General features: G+C 69.2%; 23 protein-coding genes. 14 read left to right on the top strand and 9 right to left on the bottom strand.

Going from position 1 to position 21,159, the window contains the following annotated elements; genetic code table 11:
• Nucleotides 1–30 precede the first annotated feature (30 nt).
• From glgX to ACZ50Z_RS00920, 3 genes are all read left to right on the top strand, one after another.
• Entirely contained in the window at nucleotides 31–2,190 is a 2,160-nt protein-coding gene (glgX, locus tag ACZ50Z_RS00910; RefSeq protein WP_464481850.1) for a glycogen debranching protein GlgX, read from the top strand.
• A 107-nt stretch (nucleotides 2,191–2,297) separates the two neighbouring features.
• Complete coding sequence (locus tag ACZ50Z_RS00915; RefSeq protein ID WP_464481851.1) at nucleotides 2,298–4,094, top strand: diguanylate cyclase domain-containing protein; 1,797 nt, start codon at nucleotides 2,298–2,300, stop codon at nucleotides 4,092–4,094.
• 104 nt (nucleotides 4,095–4,198) lie between these two features.
• A complete protein-coding gene (locus tag ACZ50Z_RS00920; RefSeq protein WP_464486030.1) occupies nucleotides 4,199–4,966 on the top strand; it encodes an SDR family oxidoreductase in 768 nt (255 codons plus the stop codon).
• Between the two features lie 9 nt (nucleotides 4,967–4,975).
• On the opposite strand, the gene ACZ50Z_RS00925 is transcribed toward ACZ50Z_RS00920, so the two are convergent.
• Together ACZ50Z_RS00925 and ACZ50Z_RS00930 are read right to left on the bottom strand one after the other, a co-directional pair.
• Nucleotides 4,976–5,947, bottom strand: a complete 972-nt coding sequence (locus ACZ50Z_RS00925; protein WP_464481852.1) for an aldo/keto reductase — start codon at nucleotides 5,945–5,947, stop codon at nucleotides 4,976–4,978.
• A 42-nt stretch (nucleotides 5,948–5,989) separates the two neighbouring features.
• Entirely contained in the window at nucleotides 5,990–7,003 is a 1,014-nt protein-coding gene (locus ACZ50Z_RS00930) for a sensor domain-containing protein (RefSeq protein ID WP_464481853.1), read from the bottom strand.
• A 216-nt stretch (nucleotides 7,004–7,219) separates the two neighbouring features.
• Between ACZ50Z_RS00930 and ACZ50Z_RS00935 the strand changes: the two genes are divergently transcribed.
• Together ACZ50Z_RS00935 and ACZ50Z_RS00940 are read left to right on the top strand one after the other, a co-directional pair.
• Complete coding sequence (locus ACZ50Z_RS00935) at nucleotides 7,220–7,780, top strand: hemerythrin domain-containing protein (RefSeq protein WP_464481854.1); 561 nt, start codon at nucleotides 7,220–7,222, stop codon at nucleotides 7,778–7,780.
• 67 nt (nucleotides 7,781–7,847) lie between these two features.
• Complete coding sequence (locus ACZ50Z_RS00940) at nucleotides 7,848–8,516, top strand: UdgX family uracil-DNA binding protein (RefSeq protein WP_464481855.1); 669 nt, start codon at nucleotides 7,848–7,850, stop codon at nucleotides 8,514–8,516.
• Between the two features lie 21 nt (nucleotides 8,517–8,537).
• On the opposite strand, the gene ACZ50Z_RS00945 is transcribed toward ACZ50Z_RS00940, so the two are convergent.
• The 3 genes from ACZ50Z_RS00945 to ACZ50Z_RS00955 form a co-directional block, all read right to left on the bottom strand.
• Nucleotides 8,538–10,331 (bottom strand): thiamine pyrophosphate-requiring protein, encoded by a 1,794-nt coding sequence (locus ACZ50Z_RS00945; protein WP_464481856.1) that lies wholly within the window; start codon nucleotides 10,329–10,331, stop codon nucleotides 8,538–8,540.
• A gap of 178 nt (nucleotides 10,332–10,509) precedes the next feature.
• On the bottom strand, nucleotides 10,510–11,565 hold the full coding sequence (locus tag ACZ50Z_RS00950) for a DNA topoisomerase IB (RefSeq protein WP_464481857.1): 1,056 nt from the start codon (nucleotides 11,563–11,565) through the stop codon (nucleotides 10,510–10,512).
• Nucleotides 11,566–11,713: 148 nt separating this feature from the next.
• The gene (locus ACZ50Z_RS00955) at nucleotides 11,714–12,112 is read right to left on the bottom strand and encodes a heme-binding protein (protein ID WP_464481858.1); all 399 of its coding nucleotides are present in this window, start codon (nucleotides 12,110–12,112) and stop codon (nucleotides 11,714–11,716) included.
• 336 nt (nucleotides 12,113–12,448) lie between these two features.
• Between ACZ50Z_RS00955 and ACZ50Z_RS00960 the strand changes: the two genes are divergently transcribed.
• Genes ACZ50Z_RS00960 through ACZ50Z_RS00990 form a run of 7 tightly spaced genes read left to right on the top strand, consistent with a single transcriptional unit; the run spans nucleotide 12,449 to nucleotide 16,918 of the window.
• Nucleotides 12,449–12,988, top strand: coding sequence for a Na+/H+ antiporter subunit E (locus tag ACZ50Z_RS00960; protein ID WP_464481859.1), 540 nt, complete (start codon nucleotides 12,449–12,451; stop codon nucleotides 12,986–12,988).
• On the top strand, nucleotides 12,985–13,245 hold the full coding sequence (locus ACZ50Z_RS00965) for an MrpF/PhaF family protein (RefSeq protein ID WP_464481860.1): 261 nt from the start codon (nucleotides 12,985–12,987) through the stop codon (nucleotides 13,243–13,245). The genes ACZ50Z_RS00960 and ACZ50Z_RS00965 overlap by 4 nt, the downstream gene beginning before the upstream one ends.
• Entirely contained in the window at nucleotides 13,242–13,589 is a 348-nt protein-coding gene (gene mnhG, locus ACZ50Z_RS00970) for a monovalent cation/H(+) antiporter subunit G (RefSeq protein WP_464481861.1), read from the top strand. The genes ACZ50Z_RS00965 and mnhG overlap by 4 nt, the downstream gene beginning before the upstream one ends.
• Nucleotides 13,586–13,885: a Na(+)/H(+) antiporter subunit B gene (locus ACZ50Z_RS00975; RefSeq protein WP_464481862.1), complete on the top strand. Its 300-nt coding sequence runs from the start codon at nucleotides 13,586–13,588 to the stop codon at nucleotides 13,883–13,885. Before mnhG ends, ACZ50Z_RS00975 begins: the two co-directional genes overlap by 4 nt.
• On the top strand, nucleotides 13,878–14,807 hold the full coding sequence (locus ACZ50Z_RS00980; protein ID WP_464481863.1) for an MnhB domain-containing protein: 930 nt from the start codon (nucleotides 13,878–13,880) through the stop codon (nucleotides 14,805–14,807). Before ACZ50Z_RS00975 ends, ACZ50Z_RS00980 begins: the two co-directional genes overlap by 8 nt.
• A complete protein-coding gene (locus ACZ50Z_RS00985) occupies nucleotides 14,804–15,172 on the top strand; it encodes a sodium:proton antiporter (protein ID WP_464481864.1) in 369 nt (122 codons plus the stop codon). The genes ACZ50Z_RS00980 and ACZ50Z_RS00985 overlap by 4 nt, the downstream gene beginning before the upstream one ends.
• 3 nt (nucleotides 15,173–15,175) lie before the next feature.
• Entirely contained in the window at nucleotides 15,176–16,918 is a 1,743-nt protein-coding gene (locus ACZ50Z_RS00990; protein WP_464481865.1) for a complex I subunit 5 family protein, read from the top strand.
• Between the two features lie 13 nt (nucleotides 16,919–16,931).
• Here the strand turns inward: ACZ50Z_RS00990 and ACZ50Z_RS00995 are convergent, their stop codons facing one another.
• A complete protein-coding gene (locus ACZ50Z_RS00995; RefSeq protein ID WP_464481866.1) occupies nucleotides 16,932–17,738 on the bottom strand; it encodes an SDR family oxidoreductase in 807 nt (268 codons plus the stop codon).
• Between the two features lie 178 nt (nucleotides 17,739–17,916).
• Here ACZ50Z_RS00995 and mbp1 point away from each other — a divergent pair, with 178 nt between their 5' ends.
• Entirely contained in the window at nucleotides 17,917–18,153 is a 237-nt protein-coding gene (gene mbp1 / locus ACZ50Z_RS01000) for a microaggregate-binding protein 1 (protein ID WP_008259513.1), read from the top strand.
• A 93-nt stretch (nucleotides 18,154–18,246) separates the two neighbouring features.
• Nucleotides 18,247–18,534, top strand: a complete 288-nt coding sequence (locus ACZ50Z_RS01005; RefSeq protein ID WP_464481867.1) for a DUF3349 domain-containing protein — start codon at nucleotides 18,247–18,249, stop codon at nucleotides 18,532–18,534.
• Nucleotides 18,535–18,544: 10 nt separating this feature from the next.
• Here the strand turns inward: ACZ50Z_RS01005 and ACZ50Z_RS01010 are convergent, their stop codons facing one another.
• The 3 genes from ACZ50Z_RS01010 to ACZ50Z_RS01020 form a co-directional block, all read right to left on the bottom strand.
• On the bottom strand, nucleotides 18,545–19,309 hold the full coding sequence (locus ACZ50Z_RS01010; RefSeq protein ID WP_464481868.1) for an endonuclease/exonuclease/phosphatase family protein: 765 nt from the start codon (nucleotides 19,307–19,309) through the stop codon (nucleotides 18,545–18,547).
• Nucleotides 19,310–19,375: 66 nt separating this feature from the next.
• Nucleotides 19,376–20,146: a PIG-L deacetylase family protein gene (locus tag ACZ50Z_RS01015; RefSeq protein ID WP_464481869.1), complete on the bottom strand. Its 771-nt coding sequence runs from the start codon at nucleotides 20,144–20,146 to the stop codon at nucleotides 19,376–19,378.
• On the bottom strand, nucleotides 20,143–21,096 hold the full coding sequence (locus tag ACZ50Z_RS01020) for an acyl-CoA dehydrogenase family protein (protein ID WP_464481870.1): 954 nt from the start codon (nucleotides 21,094–21,096) through the stop codon (nucleotides 20,143–20,145). Before ACZ50Z_RS01020 ends, ACZ50Z_RS01015 begins: the two co-directional genes overlap by 4 nt.
• Nucleotides 21,097–21,159: the final 63 nt, after the last annotated feature.

The following is a 21,159-nucleotide window of genomic DNA, read 5'->3' on the forward strand; positions in this document are numbered from 1 at the left end:
CCGCCGCGCCGGCCGGGTATTGAATGCGCCATGACTTCCGCAGAGGCCGCAGCAGGGTCTGCCCCCACGCCCACCGGCGAGGTGTGGCCGGGCAGGGCCTACCCACTGGGCGCGACGTACGACGGCGCGGGCACCAATTTCGCCCTGTTCAGTGAGGTGGCCGAGCGGGTGGAGCTGTGCCTGTTCGACACCGAGGGCAACGAGAGCCGCGTCCCCCTGCCCGAGGTCGACGGCTTCATCTGGCACGCCTACATCCCCAACATCGAACCCGGCCAGCGCTACGGCTACCGCGTGCACGGTCCGTACGACCCGCAGGCCGGGCACCGGTGCAACCCGAACAAGCTGCTGGTGGACCCGTACTCCAAAGCCATCGACGGCTCGTTCGAGTGGAACCAGTCGCTTTTCAGCTATAACTTCGGCGACCCCGACAGCCGCAACGACGACGACTCGGCGGACAGCATGCCCAAGTCGGTCGTGATCAACCCGTACTTCGACTGGGGCAACGACCGCCCACCGGACCGCCACTACGCCGACACCGTCATCTACGAGGCACACGTCAAGGGCCTGACCCAGACTCACCCGGACGTCCCCGAACAGCTGCGCGGCACCTACGCCGCGGTGGCGCACCCGGTCATCATCGAGCACCTCAAGAGTCTCGGCATCACGGCCATCGAGTTGATGCCGGTGCACCACTTCGCCAACGACTCCACGCTGGTCGACAAGGGCCTGTCCAACTACTGGGGCTACAACACGATCGGATTCTTCGCGCCCGACTTCAAGTACTCCAGTGCCACCACGCCGGGCGGCCAGGTCCAGGAGTTCAAGGCCATGGTGCGGTCGCTGCACGAGGCCGGCATCGAGGTCATCCTCGACGTGGTCTACAACCACACGGCCGAAGGCAACCACCTCGGCCCCACGCTGTCGATGCGCGGCATCGACAACGCCGCCTACTACCGGCTGGTCGACGACGACAAGCAGTACTACATGGACTACACCGGCACGGGCAACAGCCTCAACGTCGGGCATCCGCACTCGCTGCAGCTGATCATGGACTCCCTGCGCTACTGGGTGACCGAGATGCACGTCGACGGCTTCCGCTTCGACCTGGCCTCGACGCTGGCCCGCGAGTTCTACGACGTGGACCGGCTGTCGACGTTTTTCGAACTCGTGCAACAGGATCCGACCGTCAGCCAGGTCAAGCTGATCGCCGAGCCGTGGGACGTCGGGCCGGGCGGCTACCAGGTGGGCAACTTCCCGCCGCAGTGGACGGAATGGAACGGCAAGTACCGCGACACCGTCCGCGACTTCTGGCGCGGCGAGCCGGCCACCCTCGACGAATTCGCCTACCGGCTCTCCGGATCGGCCGACCTCTACGAGCACACCGCGCGCCGCCCCGTGGCGTCGATCAACTTCGTCATCGCCCACGACGGGTTCACGCTGCGCGACCTGGTGTCCTACAACGAGAAGCACAATGAGGCCAACGGCGAGGACAACAACGACGGCGAAAGCCACAACCGGTCCTGGAACTGCGGCGCCGAAGGGCCCACCGACGATGAGACCGTCAACCAGCTCCGCGCCCGACAGCAGCGCAACTTCCTGACCACCCTGCTGTTGTCTCAGGGCGTGCCGATGATCTGTCACGGCGACGAACTCGGGCGCACCCAGAACGGCAACAACAACGGCTATTGCCAGGACAACGAACTCACCTGGATCGATTGGGGCGCCGCCGATGCGGGGCTGCTCGAGTTCGCGCGCACGGTGTCGGCGCTGCGGGCCGAGCATCCGGTGTTCCGCAGGCGCCGGTTCTTTTCCGGCAAGCCGGTCGGCCGGCGCGGGCAGGACGGCCTGCCGGACATCTCCTGGTTCACCCCGGAGGGCGCGGAGATGACCGACGAGGACTGGGGCGCGAGCTTCGCCAAGTCGGTCGCGGTGTTCCTCAACGGCCACGGCATTCCCGGCCGCGACGAGCGGGGCCAACGGGTGCTGGACGATTCGTTCCTGCTGTGCTTCAACGCCCACTACGAGCCGATCGAATTCACCCTTCCACCAAAAGAATTCGGTGAATCCTGGCAGCTCGTGGTATACACCGGGCCCGAAGAGAGCACCCCGGCCGACGAGGTGCCCGGCGGGGGGAGCCTGACCGTGGAGGCTCACACCGCGGTGGTGCTGCGGGGGCTTCCTTCGAGCTAGCCGGCCGGCCACGCCTATCCGCGGCTATCCGTGTCCCTTCTGCCCGGATCGCGCGAATTGCCCTCGCCGACAAGCCACATCGGCTAACTTTCTCGGCGGCAACATTGATGCCGCGCGTCGACCGCCGGGAGCGAAAGGGACAACCGATGGACAGGCCCGGTCCCGAGGCGCGTCTGGCATCGGCGATGAACACCGTCGGTCGGGCCGCCGCGCTATTGGTGCTCATGGTCGCGGCGCTGACGTGGGTGGGCTGGACGGCCGGCATCGAGCGGTTGACGCGGATCTATCCGACCTGGCCGCAGATGATGCCGTGGACGGCGCTGTGGCTGGCCACGCTGGGCGCGGCGATCCTGGCGCAATGGGGAAGTCCGTCGCGCGAGCGCCGCTGGGCCGGACGGGCTTTGGCCGTGGCCGCGGGCGCCTTCGCGCTCATCGTCCTCGCGGAATACGCGAGCCTCGGGTCGTTCACCGTCGACCGTATCTGGTTCGGCGAGGCGGTCGGCCTGCACGAGTGGTCCTGGCCCGGGCGCCCGAGCGTTCAGACGGCGTTGTCCGCGCTGCCGTTGGCGATCGCCGTCGCGCTGATCCGGGTGGACCGCCGCCGCAGCAGGCTGCTCTGGCCGCTGTGCCTGGCGGCGAGCGCGGCCATCCCGTTCGTCACCGCCGGGGCCTACCTGTTCGACGCGCTGGCGCTGGTGGGCGTCTCGCCGTCCAAGGGGCAGGCGTTCCTGACGGCGGTGGCCCTTTTGCTGCTCGTCGCGGCTACCGCGCTGGCGCGCGCCGACCGGTTTCCGCTCGCATGGCTGCTCGCGCGTCCCGACCGCCGGTCGCTGATTCGGTTGCTCGGGATCCTCGGCGGCTTTCCGCTCGTCGTGGCCGTGGCAAGGCCGGTCTTCCTGCGGCTCGGCCCGGACGACAACGCGCAGTGGACCTTCTCGATCCTGTTGGGGACCGCGGTCGTCGGGGCGGTGACCTTCTACTTCAGCCAGAGCGAGCAGCAGCTGCTGATCGCCAAGGAGCTGGCCAGCAAGCAACGGGCTGAGGCCGAGATCCGGTACCGCATCCTCGCGGACAATGCCGTCGACATCATCGTGCACTTCCGTGGCGGCGAGGTCGTGTGGATCTCCCCGTCCGTGGAACCCGCGCTCGGTGGGCCGCTCACCGAGTGGACGGGCCCGGATTTCGCCCGCCGCATCCACCCCGAGGATCGCGACAACCTCCAGACCGCCCTGCGCCGCATCGCGGGCGGGGAACGGGTGCTCCAACGCTTCCGGGTGTGTTCGCTCGACGGCGAATACCACTGGGTCGACGGACACGGGAAGCCCTACACCGACGCCCGGGGCCACACCGACGGGCTGATCGCGGCGTTGCGGGTGGTCGACGACCAGGTCGAGGCCGAACAGCGACTGGAACGGTTGGCGCGCTTCGACACGCTCACCGGCCTGGTGAACCGAGCCGAGGCCCTGGCCCGGCTGGAGGCCGCGCTGGGGCAACCGCAGCCGCCCGGAACACATGTGGGCGTGCTGTTCTGCGACGTCGACCGCTTCAAGGCGATCAACGACCGGTGGGGACACGGGACGGGCGACGTCGTACTCGCCACCGTCGCGGCGCGGATCCGGGCGAGCGTGCGCCGCGGGGACACCGTGGGACGCACGGGCGGCGACGAAATGCTGATCCTGTTGCCCGGCGTCCGCAGCGCCGACGAACTCGCCCAGATCGCCGAGAAGATTCGGCGCCGCGTCGCCGAACCCATCCACGCCTGCGGCAACACGATCGGCGCGACCCTGAGCATCGGCGCCACGCTCGCCCGTCCCGCCGAGTCCGTCGACGCGGTCACCGCGCGTGCCGACGAGGCCATGTACCGGGCCAAATCGGGCGACCGGAACGCCGTCGTGGCGACGTAAGTGGCGACCTAAGTGGCCAGCGATCGCCACCGGACGCGGCCCATCCGGTAGGTTTCTCGCGACAGCGTCTCGCGTTACAAGAGAGGGCGAATATGTCAAGGACAGTGGTGGTCGGCGCCTCGAGCGGGCTGGGGCGTTGCATCGGGGTCGGTCTCGCGCAGCGCGGCGACCAGGTCGCATTGCTTGCCCGGCGTCTGCAGCGCATCGAGGCCGCGGCAAAGGAGGCCGGCCCGAATGCGGTCGCCGTCGAATGCGATGTCACCGACGAGGCGTCTTGCCGCACGGCCATCGGTGCGGCCGCCGACGCCCTCGGCGGGATCGACAACCTCGTCTACACGCCCGCCGTCGGGCCGCTGGTCCGGATGGTGGACACCGGAGCCGAGACGTGGCGGCGCATTTTCGACACCAACGTCATCGGCGCGTCGTTGGTGACGGCCGCGGCGATGCCGCACCTGACCGCGTCGGCCGGCAAGGCGGTGTACCTGTCCTCCGACGCCGGCACCTTCGGGCCGCCGTGGCCGGGACTGGGCGCCTACGGCGTCAGCAAGGCCGCGCTGGAGCGGCTGGTGGAGGCGTGGCGGGCCGAACACTCCGACGTCGGCTTCACCAACCTGATCGTCGGGGAGTGCGCGGGCGGCGAGGGCGACGCGGCGACGGGCATGAACGCCGACTGGGACATGGACCTCGCCATGAAGGCGGTTCCGCTGTGGTCGTCGCGCGGTTGCATGCCCGGCAAGTTGATGCCCGTCGACGACCTGATCGACGTCGTGCACACCATCCTGCGCACCAACGCCTCGACGTCGATGCCGCTGGTGGTCGCGCGCGGCGCGCCGGCCAGCCCCGCCGCATTCGCGGAAGCCAACCAGTCCTGATCGGCCGGATTACTTGCGGCCGAGCCTCTCCCGCGCCAGGTCGGTGAGGAACCGCGCGGCCGACGTCGGCCGAAACGCCAGCGCCGCCTCGGTCAGCGCGTCACGGGATTCGGTGGGCAGCTCGATGTCGGCGGCGGCGACGTTGAACTCGAGCTGCTCGACGCTGGACGCCCCGGGAATGGCCACCACGCCCGGGTAGCTGATCAACCAGGCCAGCGCCACCTGCGCCGGCTTGGCGCCGACTTGCGTTGCGACGTCGCGCAACAACTGCAGCAGTGGTTCGACGCGGCGCAGGTTCTCGGTGCCGAACAACGCGTTGACCGCGCGAACCCCGCCTGGGCGGTTGTCGACGCCGTACTTGCCGCCCAGCAGCCCCTGTTCCAGCGGGCTGTAGGCGATCACGATGCGGTTCTCCCGTTCGGCGAAAGGCACCAAATTCTTGAGCGCTTTGGGATAGGCGAGCGAGAAGTGCACCTGATTGCTGATCACCGGCGCGCCCAGCGCGGCGTCCGCCTTCTGCCACCGTTGCAGCGAATAGTTCGAGACGCCCGCCGCGCCGATCGTGCCGTCCGCCAACAGGTCTCGCATCCCGGGCATGATCACGGAGTCCGGCACCACCGGGTTGGGCTGGTGGATCTGGTACAGCGGGATGCGGTCCAGCCCGAGCCGGCGGGCGCTGGCCCGCGCGCGTTGCTTGACGACGGCGGGGAAGGGAGCGACCGGCATGATCTTGCTGGCCACCGCGACCTCGGCGCGTTCGTCGCCGAGTGCGGTGCCCAGGATCCGCTCGCTTTTGCCGAGCCCGTAGACCTCGGCGGTGTCGAACAGCGTCACCCCCAGCGCGCGGGCGCGCCGCACGATGTCACCCGCGGCGCCGGCGGCATAGCTGTCGCCGTAACCCCATTCGCGTGAACCGAACTGCCAGGTTCCCAAGCCGATCCGGCTGACTCGTCCGACCCCGTCGACGTCGACATATTTCATCCGCTCAGCGTACTCAGCCCGGGCGCAGCGGGTCGCCGCGGTTTAGCCGGGGATCTTGCCGAGGATGTAGTTGGCGATGCTGACTGCGACCAGCCGCGGCCGCTCGCTGTCCGTGGTGCCGCTGGCGGATACGTTCAAGTCGAGGACGACGTTGGCCTTGGCCGCCACCGCCCGCGCCGAGCGCACCTGTATTCCCTTGGGGGTCAAGCCCAATGTGGTGATGCCGTTGCCCGCGTCGGCGGGAGCGCTCACCGCCATCGCGATCGGCTGCCCGCCGGGGGCCGTCACGGTGACGGTCGAGCCGCCGCACTGGCGCCATCCCGACAGCAGCGCATCCAGCTGTGCCTGCGCACCGGCGGGATCGCGGAACGCCGCCACGCCCTGGATGACTTGGATCGACTTGAGCATGCTGCGCGTGTCGGTGAATTCGCCCGCGTGATAACCGGTGAAGGAGCCGGGGGTATAGGCGTCCGGGCTGCCGGCGGCGATACTTCCCCAGCATTCCGGGCGGTCGATGCTGCCGTCCTGCGCCGAGCGGCCGGGGCTGTTCCACGTCGGCCCGACCGCGAGGTTCGCATCGTCGGTGATGTTGCGCAGCGCGTCCAACCCGGGCAGCAGTGTGGTGATGGTGTCCGGCGGGACGGTGGGCGGCGGGGGCCCGCTGGACGTGGTGGCCTCGCGCGCCGCCCGGTGCGCGGACGTGGAACCGCCCAGCGTCGCCCACCCGGCGAGCGCGACGACCGCCAACAAGATGAACACGTACGACAGCGTCATGCCCACCAGGGCGCGGTCGCGGCCGAGTTCGCCGGTGCGCCGGATCCGCGCCAGCCCGAGGTGTCCCAGAACCGCTCCCGCGGGCGCGAACACGAACGCGAAAACCAGGGACAGCGTCGCCAGGGTGTTGACGGGCGGGCGGTAGGGCGGGGGCGCGGGTGGCGGCGGAAACGCGGGCGGCTCGATCGGCTCGATCGGCGGCTCGATCGGTGGCGGCGGGACCCGGCCGAGCGGGTCGTAACTCAGCGGGTTCTGCCAGTACGGGTCCTGCTGGTTGGTCACGCCGTGCCTCCTTCGCGGCCGAACCTGCCCGAAATGTAACCGATGGCGGGGGGCCGCGCCTGAACCGAGGCCACCCCAGATGCGGCTTGGCGATGCTGAGCACATACCCCGCCCGGCCGCGGCCACACCCGTTTGACGGCCGATTTCGCCGGGTAGCCGCTTCGGTGAGCGCGCAACAGCCCTGCGCGTCGAACCAAGGGAGATGGGAGGGACACCGTGGCACGCACCGCCATCACGTCGCCCACCGATGTGGTCGACTTTCTCGTCAGTCAGCACGAGCAGATCAAGGCGATGTTCGCCGAAACCCTGGCGGCGTCCGGAGAAACACGGGAGAAGGCCTTCGTCGAGCTTCGGCGACTACTCGCCGTGCACGAAACCGCCGAGGAGGAAATCGTTCATCCGCGCGCCAAGCGCAAGATCGCCGGCGGCACCGCCGTGGTCGACAAGCGGCTGCACGAAGAGCACGAGGCCAAGACCGTGCTGCAGCGGCTGGAATCACTCGACGTCGACAGCGCGGAATTCACCCGCGAATTGACCAAGCTGCGCGACGCGGTGATCGACCACGCCGAGCACGAGGAGCACGACGAATTCGCCAAGCTGGGCGAGGAATTGAGTGCGGAAGAGCTCGAACGGATGGGCCGCGCCGCGAAGCTCGCCGAAGCCATCGCTCCGACCCGGCCGCACGCCGGTGTGGAATCCCAGGTGGCCAATCTGGCCGCGGGTCCGTTCGCCGCAATGCTCGACCGCGCCCGCGACGCGATCATCGGTAAGGGCTGAGGAGCCACCCGAGGCTGGGTACCCCCGCTCGGTGGGGGAGCGGGGGTACCCACGCCACCACATTCTCATGACCACCACATCGAAAACATCGAAGGCACCCGGCGCCGCCCGCTACCTGCCCCAGGAGCGTGACATCGACGCGCTGCGGAGCGCCGCCGAAACGTGCCATGGCTGTTCGCTTTTCGAAGACGCGACCCAAACCGTGTTCGGTAACGGGCATCGCGGGGCGCCGATCATGTTGGTCGGCGAGCAACCAGGCGACCAGGAGGACCGCGCCGGTGAGCCGTTCGTCGGCCCGGCGGGGCGACTGCTCGCCCGGGCGCTCGAAGACGCCGGCATCGACCCTGTCCTGACCTATCAGACCAACGCCGTCAAGCATTTCAAATTCACCCGCAAGGGCGGCAAACGCCGCATCCACCAAAAACCGGGCCGGACCGAGGTCGTCGCCTGCCGGCCCTGGCTGATCGCCGAGATCGAGGCCGTGGCGCCCGAAGTCATCGTGTGCCTGGGAGCGACCGCCGCACAATCGTTGCTGGGCACCACTTTTCGGGTCTCGGAGCAGCGCGGACGGGAGCTGAGGCTCCCGTCGTCGGTCGACATCGCGATGACGCCCGAACCGATCGTGGTGGCGACCGTTCACCCGTCGTCGGTGCTGCGGGACCGCAGCGACCGGCACGACGAGGTCTACCAGTCGTTCGTCGACGACCTGCGCAGCGCGCGCGCCGGCCTCGCGTAAACCGGCGGCCGACCCCCGGGGTCAGCTCTTCTTGTGCGGCATGAACTCCTGCATCTTGGTTTTCAGGCCGACCTTGACGAAGCCCACCCGGTCCTCGTCACCGGAGAGCACCGCCGCGGTGGCCGACTTGAACTGCTCCCAGGTGGCATGCGGTGGGATGGGCGGCATGTCGGGATCGGTGAACACGTCCAGCACGGTCGGACGGTCGGCGGACAAGGCATTGCGCCACGCGTCCGACAGTTCGTCGGGATCCTTGATGGCCATGGCGTTGAGGCCCAGGCTGGCCGCGAACGCGGCGAAGTCGACGTCGGGAAGGTTCTGGGACTCCGCGAATTTCGGGGCGCCGGCCATCGCGCGCATTTCCCACGTGACCTGGTTGAGGTCGTTGTTGTGCAGGATCGCGATGACCAGGCGGGGGTCTTTCCATTCGCTCCAGTAGCGCTTGATCGTGATCAGCTCGGCCATGCCGTTCATCTGCATGGCGCCGTCACCGGCGAACACGATCACCGGCCGGTCCGGATGGCCGAACTTCGCGCCGATGCCGTAAGGGACCCCGGGGCCCATCGTCGCCAGCGTGCCCGACAGCGAGCCGCGCATGTCGCCGCGGAAGCGCAGGTTGCGCGCGTACCAGTTGGCCGACGAGCCCGAATCGGCGGTGACGATGGCGTTCTCGGGCAGCTGCGGGGACAGCTCGGAGAACAGCCGCATGGGGTTGATCGGATCGGCGCTGACCATCGCCTCCTTGTCCATGGTCTCCCACCAGCGGGTTACGTTCTTCTCGACGCCTTCCCGCCACGACCGGTCTTCCTTGCGGCGCAGGTGCGGAATCAGGGCCCGCAGTGCGGTCTTCGCGTCGGCGACCAGGTTGACCTCGTACGGGTAGCGCATCCCGATCATGCGGCCGTCGACGTCGATCTGCACCGCCCGGCACTGGTCGAACTGCGGCAGGAACTGCGTGTAGGGGAAGCTGGACCCGACCGTGAGCAGCGTGTCGCAGCCCATCATCAGCTCGTAGCTCGGCCGCGTCCCCAGCAACCCGATAGAGCCTGTGACCCAAGGCAATTCGTCGGAGAGGACATCCTTGCCCAGCAGCGCCTTGGCCGCGCCGGCACCGAGCAGCTCGGCGACCTCGGCCAGTTCTTCGTGGGCCCCGCGCGCACCGGTACCCACCAGCATGGCGACCTTCTTGCCGGCGTTGAGGACGTCGGCGGCGCGGGCGATGGCGGCGTCGTCGGGGGCGATATCCGGGTACTCGATGCCCAGGCTGGAGGGCACCATCTTGAACGCGTGCTCGGGCGGCGAGTACGGCAGCTCCTGGACGTCGCTGGGAATGATCAGTGCCGTCGGCGCCCGCTGGGTCATCGCGATGCGGATCGCGCGGTCCAGGACGTTGGGCAATTGTTCGGGGACGGTGACCATTTGGACGTAGTCGCTGGCGACGTCCTTGAACAGGTTCAGCAGGTCGACCTCCTGCTGGTAGTTCCCGCCCATGGCGCTGCGGTTGGTTTGACCGACGATCGCCACCACCGGAACGTGGTCGAGTTTGGCGTCGTAGAGGCCGTTGAGCAGGTGGACCGCGCCGGGCCCCGACGTGGCCGCGCACACCCCGACCCGGCCGGTGAATTTCGCGTAGCCGACCGCCTCGAAGGCGCTCATCTCCTCATGCCGAGACTGGATGAACTGGGGCTTGTTGTCCGCCCGGCCCCATGCGGCGAGGAGCCCGTTGATGCCGTCGCCGGGATAGCCGAACACGTGCTCGACGCCCCACGCCCGCAACCGCTCCAGCAGGTAGTCGGAGACCTCTTGTTTGGACATGTTTTCCCTCCTGGGCAGACGGTTCTTCAGGCAGGCATGACTACGGCAGAATGCCCCGCACGGGCGGCTTCGGCACTTCCCACAGGTGCCGGGTTACCCGCAATCGCTGTTGTTATTCGCCTTCACGAGCCGGCCAGGCGACTCACAGCCAGTTAACAGGTGACGGCCGTGGGATCGTTCACGCCGTCTTGCGCAGGCCGGTCGCGGCGCCGGCGCTGTCGCCCTTGGCCACGCGCCGGATCAGCATCCGGGTGGCCTTGTCCAGAATCTCCTGGGCCACGTCGGGCTTGCGGGCTCGCTCGGCGCGGCGGACCGCCGCCGCGATGGTCAGGCCCTGCTCGTAGCCGGTGACGACGCGGGGATCCACATAGGAACCGCGGGCCACGGCCGGCGTGTTGCCCAGCTCCTCGGCCACCTCTTTCATCACGGCGGCCGCGACGCGCTTGGCGACCCGGCCCGACACCGCGGGGTCGGCGTCGGCGAACGCGGCCGCCGCCAGCACGGTGCCATGCCACGTTCGCAGGTCCTTGACGGTGTAGTCGTCGCCGGCCAGCTCCTTGAACCGGGCATTGAGGTCATCGGCGCGCACATCGAGCCATCCGGAAGAGTTGCGGCACACCAGCAATCGCTCGGTGCGGTTGGGCCTGCGCATCAGCGCGCGCACCGCGCGGACCACGTCGGCGTCCTCGATTTCCACGGTGCGCCGCACCCCGCTCTTGGCCGGAAAGTCGAATTCGACGGCGTCCCGGCGGACCACCACATGTTCACACAACAGGGTGGACAACCCGTAGGACTCGTGTTCCTCGGCGTATTGCTCGCCGCCGGCGCGGAAGTAGCCGCGATCGAGCAGCCGCAGCGCGAGCGCCAGCACCCGCTTGCGGGTCAAGCCTTTGCGCGCAAGGTCTTTGGCGATCTCGGCGCGCCACGCGGGAAGCCGCGTCGACAGTTCCAGCACGCGGTCGAACTTCTCCTCGGCGCGTTCCTGCTGCCACGCGGAGTGGTAAAGGTACTGGCGACGGCCCGCCGCGTCGACGCCGACGGCCTGGATGTGGCCGTTGGGGTACGGCGAGATCCACACCTTCTTCCACGCCGGCGGAATGACGAGATCCTTGATGCGCGCCAGGGTTTCCGGATCCGAGACCGCCTCGCCGCTCGGGTCGCAGTAGGAAAAGCCCTTTCCCCGGCGCTTGCGCGCGATCCCCGGCTTGCTCAGCTCGCTGCGCCGCAGTCGCATCGTCGACCCTCCAGTTCCGCCACCCGCACCGATATTCGCCAGAAATACCCGCCCGCAACGCCGTTCACACGGCGCGTGACGGCTCAAACGCGAAACGACCCGCCACGGCCGGCAAACGGGTCCGTGGCGGGTCGTCTTTCGGGCTGGATCAGCCGGCCATGAATTCGTGGTAGGCCGATTCCAGGTACGGCGGCAAGGCGGTGACGTTGCACTGCCGTTCGGTGTCACCGATCGGTGCCAGGATGCCGCGCAGGTCGTAGTACTCCTGCGGGTGGCCCGTGAAGTAGCTGCGCAGGCTCGATGCAGCCTCGGGCCGCGGCTGACCATAGGCGGCCGTCACCACCTGGTTGGCCCCCGGGTGCGCCGCCAGATACTGCTCGGCGGATCCCTGCACCGAGGAGACGGTGGAGTTCACACCGGCCGGGCTGCAGTCGGGTGCGGCGGCCGCCGTCGGCGCGACGACGACGCCCATGACCATCCCCCCGAGCAGGCAGCCGGCGCTGACTCCGGCCACTCGACGGCGCGCGACAATACTGCTGAATTTCATGATGTTTGTTGTCCTTCGAAACGAAATGGATTTCTCTCGACTGAGGCTCCCGATCCTCGAAATCCAAAGTAGCGGAGGCCAACAGTGGCGAATGTTCGCTGACGACGAACGCCGCGCCACGTTCGGGTCGTTGTGGCCGTTCGCGGGGGTGTTTGCTAAGCGAACGGTCAAGCGGTCGGCAAATTTTTAAGAATGTGCGCCGGTTCTTAACGAATCGTGATCTCCATCGTGACGCAATCGTTATCCGCGGCGGGGCCCGGAATACACGGTTGATCGTCCGGCGCGACGGGTATCCCGGGACGTCCCCGCGATACGAGGGCGAAAGGTGGCATCGGGGTGGGCAGTGCGGTGCGTGCGCAGCGGGTGGCGGCGCTGACGGCGTGGGCCTTCGCGCTGTGGATCCTGCTGACGTGGACCCCGACGGTCGAAAACCTGCTGGTGGGCCTGGCCGTCGCGGTGGGCTGCGGGTTCGCCATGGCTCCGCTGGGGCCGGTGGCCGGACCGTGGTCGGCGGTGACGCCGCGCCGCCTCGCCGCGCTGGTCATGCTCGCGGCCGCCTGCGCGGCGCGCATCGTGGTGGCCAACCTCTCGCTGACCCGCCGCATCCTGTCGCCGTCACGGCCGCTGCGTTCCGGCATGATCATCGTGCCCAGCGAGGCGCGGTCGGACGGCGAACTCGCGGCGACCGGCCTGCTGACGTCCCTGGTCGTGGACAACCAGTTCGTCGACCTCGATCGCGGCCGGCACCTGCTGCAGTATCACGCGATGGCCGTGCCGCGGGGCCCGGCGCGCGAATCGGTGAACGGGCCGCTGGAACGGCGGGTGATTGCCGTGGCCCGGCTCCGAGCCGGAAGAAGAGGCGGGGCGAACCGATGAGTGGCGTGCTGGCGGGGGTGTGCATCGCGCAGTTGTCGGTGGCGTGCCTCCTGCTGGTTCGGCTGGCGCGCGGCCCCTCGGTGTCGGATCGTGTGGTCGCACTCAACACCATCTCCACGCAATGCGCGCTGGTGGTGTTGTTCTACGCCGCCGTCGCCGACCGCCCGATCTATCTGGACGTGGCACTGTGGCTGGCCTCGTTCAGTTACCTCGGCGCGCTGGTGTGGGCGCGATACCTGGAGCGGGGACTGCTGTGAACTCCGCCCTGGCCGACACGCTGGTGATCCTCTTATGCGTTGTGGGAGTGTTCTTTTCGCTGAGCGGGGCGATCGGCATCCTGCGTATGCCCGACGTCTACACGCGAATTCAGTGCTCCTCCAAGACAATCACCGCCGGCGCGGTGCCGCTGTTGGGCGCCCTCGCGGTGGCCAAGGGACCTCTCACCGAGTACGGATCGCGGGCGCTCCTGGTCGCGGCGCTGCTTCTGCTGGTCAATCCGATCGCCGCGCACGCGTTGGCGCGCGCCGCGTACAAGACCGGGGTGCCGATGTGGCGCGGCGCGGTCGTCGACCAACCGGACCGGCCCGGAGCCGGCCGGTGACATCGCTGTGGGCCGTCGACTATCTGTGCCTGGGGCTGGTCATCGCTTGTGCGGTGCTGGTGGTGTTCCTGCGCAGCATCACGGGTTCGGTGATGGCCCTGTCGGCGATGGGCACCGTGCTGGGCGCGCTGTTCGTGGTGCTGGCCGCGCCGGACGTCGCGCTGGCCACGGTCGCCGTCGGCGCGATCGCCCAGCCGGTGCTGTATCTGATCGCGATCGGAAAAATTCGCACCGACGTTTTCGACCGCGGTGACTTGGGTGAGGCCCCCGACGACGGCGGCGGTCGCGGTGGCTGATCGACGATTGCCGCGCGAGGCCGGCTGGCATCGCGCGTGGCTGGGCGGGCTGCTGGTCGGTGGTTTCGCCGCCGTGGTGGGCGTCGGACTCACGTCCTTGCCCGCCGGTTCAAACCCGTTGCCCGACATCGCAAGACACGCGATGGCGATCGCGTTGCCGCGGTGGGGGACTACCGAGGTGGTCAGCGAAGTGGTGTACGGCAGCCGGGCCTTCGACACGTTCGGCGAGACGTTTTTGTTGCTCGCCGCCGTCGTCGCGGTGCTGCTGCTCTCGCGGGGCCGCGAGCCGCGCTCGGAGTTCGTCGGCGAAGCCAGCGCCGGGCGCGTCGAGCAGCAGGAGGCCGACCCCGACGAGGGCCCCGATGAGCAGGAGTCGCAGGCGCGCGAGGCGGAAGACCAAGAGCGCCACGACGAGCCGGAGCCGGCGCCCGAGCACGCCGACGACGCCGCGCTGGGCGCGCCCGCCCCGGAGCGGGCGGTCGCGATGACGGTGGTGGTGCGAGTGGGCGCGCGCGTCGCCGCGGTCATCCTGGCGGTCGCCGGCGTCTACCTGGCGGCGTGGGGCTACACGCCCGGCGGCGGCTTTCCCGCGGGGGTGGTGTTGGCGGGCTGCGTCATCTTGCTCTATACGGCGCTCGGGCACCGGGCGGTGCGCGCCGCGGTGCGCCCGGCCACGCTGGAGGTCGCCGAAATGGCCGGTGCCGCAGCCATTGTCGCCGTCGGTCTGGTGGGCATGTGGCTGACCGGCTCGTTCTTGGACAATTGGCTGCCGCTGGCACCGCAACAGACGATCCGCGCCGGCGGCACGCTGCAGTTGATCTCGGCCGCCGAGTTGGTGGAGGTGGCCACCGGCATCACGATCGCGGTGTTCGCGTTGCTGGGCATGGGTCACGAATGGACACCCGACGAGGACGAGTCATGATCGTCGCCAACTACGTCGCCGCCGGGGTGTTGTTCTGTCTCGGATTGTTCGCGGTGGTGTCGCGGCGCAACCTGATCAAAATCGTCCTCGGTCTCTCGCTGATGGAGTCCTCGACGTATCTGCTGCTGGTGTCCATGGCCTACCGCAACGACTCGACCGCGCCGGTGCTGGCCGGGCTGCCGGCCGGGCGCACTCAAAAAGACCTCGTGGCCGGAAATGTGGCCGATCCGGTGCTGCAGAACTTCTGCATCACCGCGGTGGTCATCGGGGTGGCGATCACCGCGGTGTTCTTGACCGTGGTGGTCCGGGTGGCCCAGCACTACCGCAGCGTCGACGCGGCCGACCTGACCGAGCTGCGGGGCTGAGCGGTGCCGACGCCCGCGCAGCTGCTCCCGCTGCCAGTGGTGCTCCCCCTGATCGGCGCGGTGCTGGCCCCGCTGGCCGCCCGGCGGGCGCGGCGGGCGCCGCTGTGGGTGGCGGTGACGGCTGTGAGCGCGGCGCTGGGGGTGCTGCTGTACGCCGCCGCGGCGGTGTTCGCGGGGACCGGTCATTTGTTGACGCACTTCTTGTCCAACGAACACCCGGTGCGTGGCGCGTCGCTCGGAATCGCCTTGGTGGCCGACCCTTTCGGGCTCACCTTCGCGACACTGACCGCCGGGGTCGGCGTGGTGTTGGTGGTCAGCGCGCTGTCCGAACTCGGCGAGCTCGGCCCGCGAGAGCTGGGCGGCCTGGCCTGCCTGGTGCAGCTGCTGCTGGCCGCGCTGATCGGGGCCGCGCTCACGGCGGACACGGTCAATCTGTTCGTCTGGTTCGAGGTGGCCGCCCTGGCCAGCTACGGCCTGACCGGCTTCTTCCTGGAGCGGCCCATCGCGGTGGAGGCGGCTTTCAAAAATCTCGTCCTCACCAGCATCGCCGGGTTCTCGGTGTTCATCGGCAGCGCGATGCTCTACTCCGCGACCGGGGCGCTGAACTTCGGGCAACTCCACGAGGCCGTCACCACCGGCGTCACCCGGGCGATGCTGCTCGCGGTCGCCTTTTTGGTGGCGGGCTTTGCCACCAAGGCCGGATTGGTGCCGTTTCACGCCTGGCTACCCGACACGCACACTCCCGTCCCGGGTGCCGTCTCTGCGCTGTTCTCGGCGCTGATGGTCGACCTCGGGGTGGTCGCGCTGGCCCGCCTCAGGCTGCAGATTTTCGTGAACCTTCCGTCGCTGCCGACGCTGCTGACCGCACTCGGCGTGGCCTCGGCGCTGGTCGGCGCGGCGATGGCCTTGCTGCAGGACGACCTCAAGCGACTGCTGGCCTGGGACACCGTCGCCCAAACCGGCGTACTGACAGCGGGTTTCGCGAGCAGAACCGTGGACGGCGTCGCGGGTGCGGCATACCACCTGGTCAATCATGGCCTGTTCAAGGCGTTGCTTTTCCTGTGTGCCGGCGCGGTGGTGCACGCCACCGGCCTGACCAAACTTTCCGAGATGGGCGGGCTGGCCCGTCGGCGTCCGCTGCTGACGGCGGCTTTCACGGTGGGGGTGTTGTCGATCGCCGGGGTGCCGCCGCTGAACGGCTACGCCTCACTTGGCTTGATACACGAGGGATTGTCGGGTCGGCCCGTCGTGCTGGGCTGTGCGCTGCTGGCGCAGGTCCTGACCGTCGCCGCCCTGGCGCGCGCCGCGTACCTGGGCTTTTACCGCCGCCGCAACCAGGCGTACTCCCACTTCGAGCCGATCCGGTCGGGCATGAAGGCCAGCCTGATCATGTTGAGCGTGGGCTGCCTGGGCTTCGGCGCGCTGGCCCGCCCGTTCGTCGCGCACGTCGCCGGGCCCGCGACCGCCGGGTTGCTCGACCCCGCCGGCTACGCGGCGGCCGCCCTGGGGACGGGCGTCACGCTGCCGGACGCGGGCGTGGAATTCGTCTATCTCGAACCGAAAACGTTGGGGATCATCGCGATTGAACTGATTCTCGGCGTGTCGGTGCTGGTGCTGGCGTTGCGCGGCGAAGGCGTGGCGCGGTCGCTGGGCTGGTTACGACGCGTCCACACCGGGAGTATCAACGACTACGCCGCCTTCGTCACCGTCGGGATGATCGCCGTCAGTTGTGCGTTGCTGCTGTGAGCACACCGAATCCTCAGCTGCCGCTGGGTTCTTCGCCGTCGACCGCGTGGTGTCCGTCGGTGCTGGGCGGTGCCAAGGTCTGCAACCACGTGTCGACGTCGGGACCGACGACCACCGCGTGACCCGACGCCAACAGCGCCCCGTTGGCGAGCGCGGCGACTGCGGGTCGCACCGTCCGGACCGGTCGGCTATCACCTTGCTGGGCAAGAAGTTTCGACGTCAGATCGGGTAGGCGGATGGGGTGCGGGCCGGTGATGGTGCGCGGAGTGTGCGACTGTCCCAGCGCCGCCTCGACGAGGACGTCGGCGACGGTGTCGGCGGCGATCGGTTGGATCAGCCAGTCCTCGACGATCACCTCGTCGCCGTCGCAGCTCACCGCATCGCAGTGGGTGGCGCATTCATACCATTGCGTGGACTTGACGATCGTCGTCGGCACCGGGCCGTCGAGCAGGATGTTCTTCGCCGCACGTTTGGCTTCGTAGTAGGGGATGCCGTCGAGTTCCGGGTCGTCGATGCCCGCGATCGTCGGCACCACCAGGCGCTGCACTTCCTGAGTGGCGCACGCGCCCACGATGTTGTGGGAGGCGGTGGCCAGGGATTGGCCGACGTCCGACGGCTGGGGCGGCACCGGATCGGATACGTCGATCGCGATGTCGACCCCCTTGAGCGCCTCGCACAGGTCCGGCCCGCTGAACAGATCGACGCCCTGCTCGCGGGAGATCTCGACCACCGCGACGTCGCGCGACCTCAGCCGGGCGACCACGCGGGATCCGGCCGTGCCGGTCGCCCCTATCACGGCGATGGTGGTCACCGCCCTCACCCCCCTTCGCGCCGCCGGCTAGGACTACCCGGTAAAACTCCGTTCAAACCGACGTGCCGGTGGCCGATGCGCGGTGGCGCAGGTAACGGGGGACGGGCCGTTTGGCGCGGCGCGCGGCGGGAACGCCTTAGGTGCCATCGAGCGCAAGCTCACTCACCACCGAAAGGGAGGTCGACCCATGGGGGACCAGAAGAGCGGGCCGCAGGAAGCGGTGCAGGGCGCCGTCGAGGGCGTGAAGGGCAAGGCCAAGGAGGTCGGCGGGGCCGTGCTCGGCCGCGACGACCTCGCCGACGAGGGCCGGGCGCAGCAAGACAAAGCCGACGCCCAACGCGACGCGGGCAAGAAGGAGGCCGAAGCCGAGTCGGCGCGAGCCGGCGCGGACGCGGCCGAGGAGCGCCAGAAGAAAAACCAGTAAGCCGCTTTCTGAACGGGGTCCGGTCCGCTTGTCGGGCCGGACCCCGTTTTGCGCGTGGGGTTTCAAACCGCGGCGCGGGGTTATAGGGGGAACATGGGTGTGGGCGCTCCGTTGTCCCGGATGGTCGCTTTTCTGCGTGCGGGCTGCCCGCCGAGCGCGCCGGCCACGGGATATGCACCGCTTCTGTCGTTGTTGCCGCGACGGGTGGGCGACGACGAAGTCATGTCCATCGCCCGCAGACTCGTTGCGCCCCAGGCTGATTCCGTCGACAGTGCCGACGTCGGAGTGGAGATCATCAGGGTCACCGGCGAGGCGCCGTCGATCCACGACATCGACCGTGTTCTGGTCGCGATGAGATCAGCCGCCGTTCGCCCGCGCTGAACGGGGGGACTCACTCCCGCTGCAGGTCCACCACCAGCGGGCGGTGATCGGAGATGGGCATGGGGCTGGCGTCGACCACGCCGCCGCGCAGCCCGGGGTCGTCGGTCAAAATGTGGTCGAGCTGGCGATTGGGCGCATCGGCGGGAAACGTTTCGGCGACGGCCAACGCCCGCATCCCCGACCAGCGGTTAACGGTTTTCGGTGTCATGTTCAGGTCGCCGGTCAGCAGCCGTGGGCCCGGAAAGCCGCGCAGGTCGTGAATCACGCGCAGCAGCTGGCGCCGGTTCCAGCCGGGAACGAAGGACAGGTGGGTGTTGGCCACCGTCAGCCCGCCCATCGGGGTGCGCAGCTGCGCGATCACGGCCGCGCGCGGCTCCTCGTCGACGATCATCACCCGGTTGGGTCCGGGCAGGTACATCGGAAACCGCATCGGGATGCGGGGCAGTCGCAACACCTGCCAGCTGGCCACCGGGTATCGCGACAGCAGGGCAATGCCGTATGCGGCGGTCCCGGGTTGTTCGCGGCCGGTGGCGGCCATCCAGGTCGCACCCGGGGTGCCGGAAATCGCCGCCACGAACCGGTGTTCCACGGCACCCATGGCCTCGGCCGCCGCGGCGGTCAGGTCGGCCCGCTCGGAGCGTGGCTGATCGCAGTCGACCTCCTGCAGGCTGAGCACGTCCGGATCGAGGCGGCGCACGCAATCGCGCAGGCGCGCTACGTCGACACCGTTCCCGACCGTGCGGCCGTGCAGGATGTTGAAGGTCGCCACGCGCATAGGTTTTCGCCTACCCACTTTCCCGCTCGGGCACTCACGCGGCGTTTCCGCAGCGGGTCAGGCGGATCACCGGAATACGACTTCTCCCATTGCGAGCAGCCGCTGCAGCACGAACCTCGGCAGGGTGGGTGACGATTCGCCGTCTGTGGGTTCGAGCTGGCTTCGATAGCATTGCGCCGCACGGCGTTTGCGGCCCAATGCCCAGCTGGGCGATGGCACCGCATAGGCCCGGGCCCACGGCACCACCGGATCACCGAGGTGCGCCCAGTGCCACATCAGCACCGGATATTCCAGCAGCGTCGCGCCGGTGCGGGCGCACGCGGTCAAGGCCGCTCGTCCCACGGCTTCGTGATCGGGATGCCCGTCGCCCCGCCATGTCGCCGCGCACCAGGTCGCCGGGCCGCCGCTCCCGAGGAGCTGAGTCAGCGTGTCGGCCAGCGCGTCCTCGCGATCCGTCAGCTCACCGTCGGGAAAACCCAGCGAAATCGGGCTGGGGACATTCAAAAGGCTGGTCGCCCGGCCCAATTCGTACCTTCGGATGGTTTCCATCCGAAGCCGCTCCCAGGCCGTCACGCCGGGTCGGGCGGCGCCGCCGTCGCTGACCGAGACCACCTGGACGTCCACGCCCGTCGCCGTCAGTTGGGTGGCCATCGCGCCCAGGCCGAGGGTTTCGTCGTCGGGATGCGGGGCCACGACGATCAGCCGTCGACACTGTGTCAGATCCAGGGCCGGCAGGGGTCTTTCCTCGAACGCGGCCAGCCACAACGGCACCGGGGTGCCGCCGTGGGTCAGCGGGTCGGCCGCAAACGCGCAGTTGCCCGCCGGCACGGTTCTCACGGCGCCCTCATCGCCCGCTTGCCCGCCAGCCGCCCGAGTTCGGCCAGGTCTCGCTCCGCGTGGCTCTGCCGGATGTAGATGCTCAGGTCGGCGACCCGTTGGGCGTGCCGCCCGTCCTGGCACAGCGGGCCCGGGCCCAGCGCGCGGCCGGTGCGCGTAATCGCCTCGTCGACAGCGTGTTCCACGACCGTGCGGACGCGACGCGCCAGTAGTTGCGCCGTGCCGGCTCGGTCGAACGGGTCGGCGTCGACCTGGATCGCCGCCTCGGCGAGGATCGCGTCGCTGGCGGCCAGCGCGGCATCCACGGCACCCAAGTGGGCCAGCGAATACGCGTCGGCCGATTGGCTTGCGGCGCAGCGGTATAACGGGTCGGCGACCCGCCGCGCCCCGCCGAGCCAACAGGCGGCGACACCGATCGCGCCGTGCCAGAACCCCGGCCGATTCGGATAGGCGCCGGGGTCGCCCACGGCGACGGCCTGGGCGTTGGTGAACTGGACCGGCCTGGTGTCACTGCCGGCCATCCCCGCGTTCCACCACGTGCTGGGCAACGCCTTGACGGCGGGGTCGGTGACCGTCACCGCGAACAGGCCCTGCGTCCCGTCCTCGAGTCGCGCGGTCACCAGCGCGTGCGTGCAGAACCCTGCGCCCGCGCACCACACCTTGGTGCCGTGCAGGGTGAACGCGCCGTCGGTGTCGGTAGCCGTGAGCGCCGTGTCCGCGGCCTCGGCGGTCCACACACCCCACAGCTGACCCGGATCGGGGGGTTTACCGCCCAACTCGTGCAGTATCGCGACCGCGTCGACGTGGGACTCGGCGATCCTGGCCGCGACGATGTTGTCCTCGGCCAGCCGCGCCAGCCGCTGCCAGCGCTCGGCCGTGCGTCCCGACGCGGGCAGGGGAAGCTCGAGCCGTCCGGACTCGAGCCAGTGCTCAACCAGACCCGCGGTCACGCCGGACCACCCGCCGGAGAGCGGTCGAAGGCACGGACCGGAATCACGACGGCCGCAGCATCG

The organism is Mycobacterium sp. NTMscope_MAC_269 (assembly GCF_976985695.1).

What these genes read in the sequence shown, in the direction of transcription:
- glgX (WP_464481850.1), top strand. Translation starts at nt 31, where the DNA reads ATGACTTCCGCAGAGGCCGCAGCAGGGTCTGCCCCCACGCCCACCGGC.
- ACZ50Z_RS01005 (WP_464481867.1), top strand. Translation starts at nt 18,247, where the DNA reads ATGGGTGTGGGCGCTCCGTTGTCCCGGATGGTCGCTTTTCTGCGTGCG.
- ACZ50Z_RS00940 (WP_464481855.1), top strand. Translation starts at nt 7,848, where the DNA reads ATGACCACCACATCGAAAACATCGAAGGCACCCGGCGCCGCCCGCTAC.
- ACZ50Z_RS01010 (WP_464481868.1), bottom strand. Translation starts at nt 19,309, where the DNA reads ATGCGCGTGGCGACCTTCAACATCCTGCACGGCCGCACGGTCGGGAAC.
- ACZ50Z_RS00965 (WP_464481860.1), top strand. Translation starts at nt 12,985, where the DNA reads ATGAGTGGCGTGCTGGCGGGGGTGTGCATCGCGCAGTTGTCGGTGGCG.
- ACZ50Z_RS00925 (WP_464481852.1), bottom strand. Translation starts at nt 5,947, where the DNA reads ATGAAATATGTCGACGTCGACGGGGTCGGACGAGTCAGCCGGATCGGC.
- ACZ50Z_RS00955 (WP_464481858.1), bottom strand. Translation starts at nt 12,112, where the DNA reads ATGAAATTCAGCAGTATTGTCGCGCGCCGTCGAGTGGCCGGAGTCAGC.
- ACZ50Z_RS00950 (WP_464481857.1), bottom strand. Translation starts at nt 11,565, where the DNA reads ATGCGACTGCGGCGCAGCGAGCTGAGCAAGCCGGGGATCGCGCGCAAG.
- ACZ50Z_RS00945 (WP_464481856.1), bottom strand. Translation starts at nt 10,331, where the DNA reads ATGTCCAAACAAGAGGTCTCCGACTACCTGCTGGAGCGGTTGCGGGCG.
- mbp1 (WP_008259513.1), top strand. Translation starts at nt 17,917, where the DNA reads ATGGGGGACCAGAAGAGCGGGCCGCAGGAAGCGGTGCAGGGCGCCGTC.
- ACZ50Z_RS00985 (WP_464481864.1), top strand. Translation starts at nt 14,804, where the DNA reads ATGATCGTCGCCAACTACGTCGCCGCCGGGGTGTTGTTCTGTCTCGGA.
- ACZ50Z_RS00915 (WP_464481851.1), top strand. Translation starts at nt 2,298, where the DNA reads ATGCCGCGCGTCGACCGCCGGGAGCGAAAGGGACAACCGATGGACAGG.